6 protein-coding genes are annotated in these 7,158 nt (G+C 73.5%); 4 read left to right on the forward strand and 2 right to left on the reverse strand.

Annotation, left to right across the window (positions count from 1 at the left end):
* The first annotated feature begins 49 nt into the window (after positions 1 to 49).
* Positions 50 to 1,009: a VWA domain-containing protein gene (locus tag MXD58_RS16110; protein WP_250609479.1), complete on the forward strand. Its 960-nt coding sequence runs from the start codon at positions 50 to 52 to the stop codon at positions 1,007 to 1,009.
* Between the two features lie 56 nt (positions 1,010 to 1,065).
* Positions 1,066 to 2,109: a phytoene/squalene synthase family protein gene (locus tag MXD58_RS16115; protein ID WP_248840094.1), complete on the forward strand. Its 1,044-nt coding sequence runs from the start codon at positions 1,066 to 1,068 to the stop codon at positions 2,107 to 2,109.
* Here the strand turns inward: MXD58_RS16115 and MXD58_RS16120 are convergent.
* Positions 2,082 to 2,798 carry an aminoacyl--tRNA ligase-related protein gene (locus tag MXD58_RS16120; protein WP_248840095.1) on the reverse strand — a complete coding sequence of 239 codons (717 nt, stop codon included), beginning with the start codon at positions 2,796 to 2,798 and terminating at the stop codon, positions 2,082 to 2,084. The genes MXD58_RS16115 and MXD58_RS16120 overlap by 28 nt on opposite strands.
* A 346-nt stretch (positions 2,799 to 3,144) precedes the next feature.
* Between MXD58_RS16120 and MXD58_RS16125 the strand changes: the two genes are divergently transcribed.
* On the forward strand, positions 3,145 to 3,993 hold the full coding sequence (locus MXD58_RS16125) for a peptidylprolyl isomerase (RefSeq protein ID WP_248840096.1): 849 nt from the start codon (positions 3,145 to 3,147) through the stop codon (positions 3,991 to 3,993).
* 99 nt (positions 3,994 to 4,092) lie between these two features.
* On the opposite strand, the gene MXD58_RS16130 is transcribed toward MXD58_RS16125, so the two are convergent.
* Positions 4,093 to 5,883, reverse strand: coding sequence for a DEAD/DEAH box helicase (locus MXD58_RS16130; RefSeq protein WP_248840097.1), 1,791 nt, complete (start codon positions 5,881 to 5,883; stop codon positions 4,093 to 4,095).
* Positions 5,884 to 6,051: 168 nt separating this feature from the next.
* On the opposite strand from MXD58_RS16130, the gene MXD58_RS16135 reads away from it, so the two are divergent.
* Positions 6,052 to 7,158, forward strand: a 1,107-nt coding sequence (locus tag MXD58_RS16135) for a helix-turn-helix transcriptional regulator (RefSeq protein WP_250609478.1), incomplete at its 3' end; no start/stop codon positions are given.

Here is a 7,158-nt window from a genome sequence, read left to right on the forward strand (position 1 = left end):
GCGCCGCCGGGACCACCGCCGGCCCCGCGGCGGGACGGACGTGGTCGCGGTGAGCTTCCTCGCCGGCCACTGGCTGTGGCTGTACCTGCTCGTCGCCGCGTTGCTCGCCGCGTACGTCGTGATGTCGACGCGGCGGCGGGTCTACGCCGCGCGACTGTCGTCCACCGCGGTGCTCGCCTCGGTCCTGCCGCGGCGGCCACAGTGGTGGCGCCGGCACGTGCCGGCGGCCCTGCTGCTGCTGACCCTCGCCGGACTGGTGTTCTCGCTGGCCCGCCCGGCCCGCGCCGAGCGGGTCCCGCGGGAACGAGCGACGATCATGCTGGCCGTCGACGTGTCCAACTCGATGGCCGCCACCGACATCGCCCCCAACCGGCTGGAGGCCGCCAAGCAGGGCGCCCAGGCGTTCGTCGACCAGCTACCGCCGCGGATCAACCTGGGGCTGGTGTCCTTCGCCGGCAGCGCGACGGTGCTGGTGCCCGCGTCAACGGACCGCGAGTCGGTGCGCGCCGGCCTGCGCGGCCTGCAGCTCGGCCCGGCCACCGCGATCGGCGAGGGCATCTTCGCGTCCCTGCAGGGGATCACCACCGCCGGCAGGCGGTTCTCCCAAGCGGGGCAGAGCCCCCCGCCGGCGGCGATCGTCCTGCTCTCCGACGGAGAGACCACCCGCGGGCGGCCCAACGCGGCGGCCATCCAGGCCGCGAAACAGGCGCACGTCCCCGTGGACACCATCGCCTACGGCACCGCGGACGGGACGCTTGACGTCGGCGGCCAGGAGGTCCCGGTGCCCGTCAACGAGGAGGCACTGCACGACATCGCCGACCAGACCGACGGCTCCTACCACCGTGCCGCCAGCGGCGACGAGCTGCGCTCGGTCTACAAGGGCCTGGGCAGCTCCATCGGCTACCGCACGGAGTATCGGGAGGCGACCACGTGGTTCCTCGGCCTGTCCCTGGCGCTGGGCTTCGCCGCGGCGGCCAGCTCCCTGGCCCTGAGTTCCCGACTGCCCTGAGTCCGCGCACGCCCCGCGCGCAGGCGGGTTCGGGCCGCCGGCTACGCTCCGGCGACGTGAGGGAGCTTGACGCCGCCGGAATCACCGATGCGCGGCTGCGCGCGTCCTACGCCCGGGCCCGGGGCCTGCACGCGGCGCACGGTCGCACCTACTTCCTGGCGACGCTGCTGCTGCCGGTGTGGAAGCGGCCCTACGTGCACGCGCTGTACGGATTCGCCCGCTACGCCGACGACATCGTCGACGACCTCGACTCGGAGCTCTCCGCCGCCGAGCGGGCCGCCGCGCTGCGCGGCTGGGGTGAACGGTTCCTCACCGCCCTGCGTGACGGGGTGTCCGCCGACGCCGTCGACGCCGAGCTCACCGCCGGTCTCAGCTCCGGCCCCGGGTGGACGGGGAGCGCCGGGTGGACGGGGGGCGCGAGCGGCCCACGGGAGGAGGTCTCCGTGCTGCCGGCGACGGTCGACACGATCCGCCGTTTCGCGCTCGACCCGGAGCACTTCCGGGCCTTCCTCACCTCGATGACGATGGACCTCACCGTCACCGGCTACGCGACGTGGGAGGACCTGCTCGTCTACATGCACGGCTCGGCGGCGGTGATCGGCCTGCAGATGGTGCCCGTGCTCGAACCGGTCGACGGCAGCGCCCTGCCCTACGCGCGCGACCTCGGCCTCGCCTTCCAGCTCGCCAACTTCATCCGGGACGTCGGCGAGGACCTGCGCCGCGGCCGGGTGTATCTCCCGGCGACGTCGCTGGACCTGTTCGGCGTCACCCGGGAGCATCTGGCCGCCGGCGTGGTCGACGGGGCGGTGCGCCGGCTGCTGGCGTTCGAGATCAGTCGGGCGCGGGAGCTGTTCCGCGCCGCCGAACCCGGAATCCGGCTGCTGCACCCGACCTCGCGGGACTGCATGCGCACCGCGTTCGTGCTGTACCGCGCCATCCTCGACGAGGTCGAACGGGCCGACTACCGGGTGCTGGAGCGCCGGGTCTCGGTGTCCACGCCGCGGCGCCTGGCGGTGGCCGGCCCGGCGCTGGTCCGGGCCACCCGGGCGCACCGCCGCCACCGCGGCGACACTCAGATCAGCTCGCGGCCGCCCAGGTAGGGACGCAGCACCTCGGGCACCCGCACCTGCGCGTCGGCGGTCTGGAAGTTCTCCAGCAGCGCCGCGAGCAGCCGGGGGGTGGCCACGGCGGTGTTGTTCAGGGTGTGCGCGAAGCGGATGGTGCCGTCGGCCTCGCGGTAGCGTAGGTTCGCCCGCCGCGCCTGCCAGTCGTGCAGGGTCGAGCAGCTGTGGGTCTCCCGGTAGCGCTCCAGCGACGGGAACCAGGTGTTGATGTCGTTCATCCGGAACTTCCCGGCGCCCATGTCACCGGTGGAGCACTCGACCACCTCGTAGGCCAGCCCGAGGTCGGCCAGGATCCGCTCGGCGGTGGCGAGTAGCTCGGCGTGCCAGCGGGCCGACTCCTCGGCGTCCGCGGCGATGTTCGGCGTCTGGAGCATGAGTTCGGCGAGGCGGACGCCGGTCTGCGCGAGCTGCTCGCGGCTCGCCTTCAGCTGGCGGTCGGATTCCTCCTGCTCCACCCGCAGCTCCGCGCGCCGGGCCTCGTCCGCCTTCGCGAACTGCTTGGCGAAACCGCGCCGCCGCCCTTGGGCCTCGTCGACCTCGAACTGCAGCTTGCGCGTGTCCCTTTCGAGCTGCAGGAGTTCGTCGACGTCCAGGTCAATGCCCTTTGCCGCGACCGCGTCCTTGACAGCCTGCGGGTTCTCCCGGATGAACCGCTTGTCGAGCATGAATCGCGTCAGCGCCCCTGGTTGGTTCCACGTCCTGTGACCCTGCCGCCACGCTACCAGCCGGCCCTGGCCGCCTCCGGCGCCGACAACATCCCCGCCATACCCCCGCCGCACGGCGTCGGTGTGCGCCTCGAAATCCGTCCACAGCCAGGCCACAGCATGACGCGGCATGCTGCTCGGGTGCCCGTACCGTCCCCGGTGCGCGGCGCCTGGGCGTTTACCGTGGCCACGGCGTACGCCGGGGGCGTGCTCCATCCCGGTACGCGAGCGGTTACGGTGCACGTGGGGTCAGGAAGCGACTGTTCAGCTGACGACTGTTCAGGTGACGATGAGGAGGCCGGCGACGGTGGCCACCAGTTCGAAGGAGCGACGCCAGCGCGAGCTGGCCGAGGCTCGCGCGGCGCGGCAGTCCCAGCGACGGGTGCAGGCCCGGCGGCGTCGCCAGCAACGCCTGGGCATCGTGGCCGCCTTCGTCGTGGTCGTGGTCGCGGCCTCGTCGATCGCCGCGATCCTGCTCACCACCAAGGATCACGACGACCCGACCACCGCGACCGCGGCCGACCCGAGCGCGTCGGCGGCACCGGCCGCCGCGACGAGCAAGGTCGGCCCGTGCGTGTACACGGCCAACGGCGAGGAGGCGGCCAAGGGCGCCACCCTGCCCAGAGCGGCCGCCACCGTCGACAAGTCGCCGGCCACCATGGTGATCAACACCAGCGCCGGGACGATGACCGCGAGCCTCGACGCGGCCAAGGCACCGTGCACCGTGCACGCCCTGCTCACCCTGGCCGACGTGAAGTACTACGACGACACCACCTGCCACCGCCAGACCGGCGGCGCCCAGGCCGGCATCTCGGTGTTGCAGTGCGGCGACCCGACGGGCACCGGTAGCGGCAGCCCCGGCTACGGCTACGCCAACGAGAACACCGAGGGCGTCACCTACGACCGCGGCGTGCTAGCGATGGCGCACAGCTCCGCCCCGAACAGCAACGGCAGCCAGTTCTTCATCAACTACGCCAACCCGACGCAGCAGGGGGCGGCGGCGCTGGCCGGCGGCTACACCGTCTTCGGAAAGATCACCAAGGGGCTGGACGTGCTCGACAAGCTGACCAAGCCCGGCGTCGAGGGCGGCGGCTCGGACGGCGCCCCGGCCAGCAAGGCCAAGATCCTCTCCGTCGCCATCACGCAGGGCGGCTGAGCCAGCGGCGCGACCTCCCGTGGATCTTCGACTGGCCAGCCGAAGATCCAGCCGTCGGCGGACGCTCGTGGCGGTCAGTGATGCCGGGGCGGACCGCCCCTAGCCGCCCCAGCGGCGGATCACGTCGATCCGGGCCTGTAGCTGGACCGCGGTGGCCTGGCCGCTCGGCGGGCCGCCGCAGGAGCGCCGCAGCTCGGCGTGGATCATCCCGTGCGGCTTGCCGGTCCGGTGGAAGTGCGCGCCGACCAGCCGGTTCAGCTCCCGCCGAAGCTCCGCGATGACCTCGTGCTTGGGACGCGGCTCGTCGGCCTCCCGGGCGGCGGGCACAGCGGCGGTGGCCGGCGGCACGGCGGCCGCAGCCCGGGTGGTCTCGCGGCGCGCGGCCGCCTGCCGGTCGGCCTCCCGCTGTCGCAGCAGCGACGCGACCTGGTCGGGCTCCAGCAGGCCGGGCAGGCCGAGGAAGTCCTCCTCCTCCACCGAGCCCGACGCCGCGGGGGCACCGAACTCGCCGCCGTCGAAGATCACCCGGTCGAGCTCGGCGGAGGAGCCGAGCGCGGTGAACAGCGTGTCGGGCTGGTCGGGAACGTCGCGGCGGCGGTTTGCCTCGCGCAGCGCGTCGTCATCGAAGGCGTCGGGATCCTTCGGCTGTTTCTCCAGCGCGTGGTCGCGCTGGACCTCCATCTCCCCGGCGAGCGCCAGCAGCGTCGGCACGCTCGGGAGGAAGACCGAGGCGGTCTCCCCGCGGCCACGGCCACGTACGAAGCGCCCGACGGCCTGGGCGAAGTACAGCGGGGTCGAGGCCGAAGTGGCGTACACGCCGACCGCGAGGCGCGGCACGTCCACGCCCTCACTGACCATCCGCACGGCGACCATCCAGCGGTCCACCGAGCGACGGAAGGACTCGATCTTCGCCGAGGCGGTCGGGTCGTCGGACAGGACGATCACCGGCGAGACGCCGCTGATCCGCGCGAGCAGGCCCGCGTAGGCCCGGGCGGCGGTGTGGTCAGAGGCGATGACCAGGCCGCCGGCGTCCGGGATGCCGCCCGCGCGCACCTGGGAGAGCCGGGTGTCCGCGGCGGCGAGGACCGCCGGCATCCAGTTCCCGCCCGGGTCGAGGGCGGTGCGCCAGGCGGCGGCGGTCTGCTCGCCGTTGAGTGGCTCACCGAGCCGAGCGGACAGCTCCGCGCCCGCGCTGGTCCGCCAGGACATCTCCCCCGAGTAGGCCAGGAAGAGCACCGGGCGCACGACGCCCTCGCGCAGCGCGTCGGCATAGCCGTAGGAGGAGTCGGCGACGCTGCGCAGGACCCCGTCGGGGCCGGGCAGGTAGGTGACGAACGGGATGGGGCTGACGTCCGAGCGGAACGGCGTCCCGGTCAGGGCCAGGCGCCGGGTCGCCGGGCCGAATGCCTCGCGGATCGCCTCGCCCCAGGACAGCGCGTCCCCCGCGTGGTGGACCTCGTCGAGCACGACCAGGGTGCGCCGGGCGGTCGTCCGCGCCCGGTGCAGCGCCGGGTGGGCGGCGACCTGGGCGTAGGTCACCGCGACGCCGGTGTAGTCGGACGAGGTCGCGCCGGCCGCGTTGCGAAAGTCCGGGTCGAGGTCGATCCCGACCGCGGCCGCGGCCGCGGCCCACTGCCGCTTGAGGTGCTCCGTCGGCGCGACGACCGTGATCCGGCTGATCTCGCCGGCGGCCAGCAGGTCGGCGGCGACCTGCAGGGCGAAGGTCGTCTTGCCGGCGCCCGGGGTGGCCACCGCGAGGAAGTCCCGCGCTCCCGACGCCGACCGGGAACGGTAGATCTCCAACGCGGCACGCTGCCACGCGCGCAGCGGCCGGGCGGGCTGGCCGGATCCGGGCGGGCTGGGGCGTCGGTCGAGGGGTCCGGCTCTCACGCACTCACCATAGAAGGCGGCGCCGGACTTGGGCGCACGGACCGGGCGCGCGCCACGCGGACCACATCTTTGCCGGAACTGGTCCTGAAGGGACCACGCAGAGTATGACCGTCTTATCTCACAGAGGGTTAAGCTCCAGGAGTCAACCGATTGACTTCGGAGGCCCCGATGCAGCTCACAACCGGACCTTCGGCAGCTTCCCGGGCAACCGCGGCCTCCGGAGCATCCACCGACGAGGTAACTCGATCGGGCCGTGGCCCGGCCGTCCGCACCGCCAACGCGCGGCTGCGACTGAGCCGCGAGGAACGCGGCTGGTCCCAGGAACGGCTCGCCACCGAGATCCGCCGCTTCTCCGTCATCCACGAGGGCCGCGAGGCCGGGGTGACGGGCAACATGATCTGCAAGTGGGAGAAGGGCGACAAGAAACCGAGCCTCCGTTATCAGCGGTTGCTCCGCGCCCTATTCGGCCGGTCCTCGGCCGAACTGGGATTCGTCGACGACGACGCGCTGCCGGCCGCCAGCGCGGTAATGCGGGCGGAATCGGTCCGGGGCGTCAACCCGGCCGGCCCGGCCGGCTCCCGGCCGGCGGCGCACGAGGTGGCCGGTGCCGCGATGGTCCTGCACCCCGCGGCCGACGTGATCGACACCCACGGCATTCCCGTGGAGCGACGGGACGTGCTGCGCCTACTCGCCGCGGCGAGTGGTGTGGCGGTGGTTCCGATGGGGGCCGCCTCCCCCCAGCCCTGGGAGCGCCTTTCCGCCGCGCTGCGGCGGCGCGTCAGCGTCACCCCCGAGCTGGTCGAGGAGCTCAGCCAGCGCACGGCAGGGCTGTACGGGCTCGAGGAACGGGTTCCCGCCCGGGTGCTGATGCAGCGCGTCACCGAGCACCTGGGGCGCATCAGCCAGGTCCTGGAGTCCGCCGGCCGTTCGCCGGTGCGCCGGGCGCTGACCTCCACCGCCGGGGAGACCGCGGCGCTGGCCGGCTGGCTTTCCTTCGACATGAACGACCTGGCGGCCACGACGGCGTACTACCGGGTGGCGATCGAGGCCGCGCGGGACGCCGACGACCACGGCCTCTGGGCCTGTGTGCTCGGCTACGAGAGCTACCAGACGGCCAGCCAGGGCCGCCACGACCAGGCGTGTGCGCTGCTGGGTGAGGCGCAGCGGCGCGCCGCGAGCGGCAGCACGGCGATGACCAGGGCGTGGCTGTCGGCCCGCGAGGCCGAGGAGCAGGCCGCCCGCGGCGAGGGACGCGCGGCGCTCGCCGCGCTCGAC

Origin of the sequence: Frankia sp. AgKG'84/4, assembly GCF_023242965.2 — a bacterium.
Lineage (GTDB): Bacteria > Actinomycetota > Actinomycetes > Frankiales > Frankiaceae > Frankia.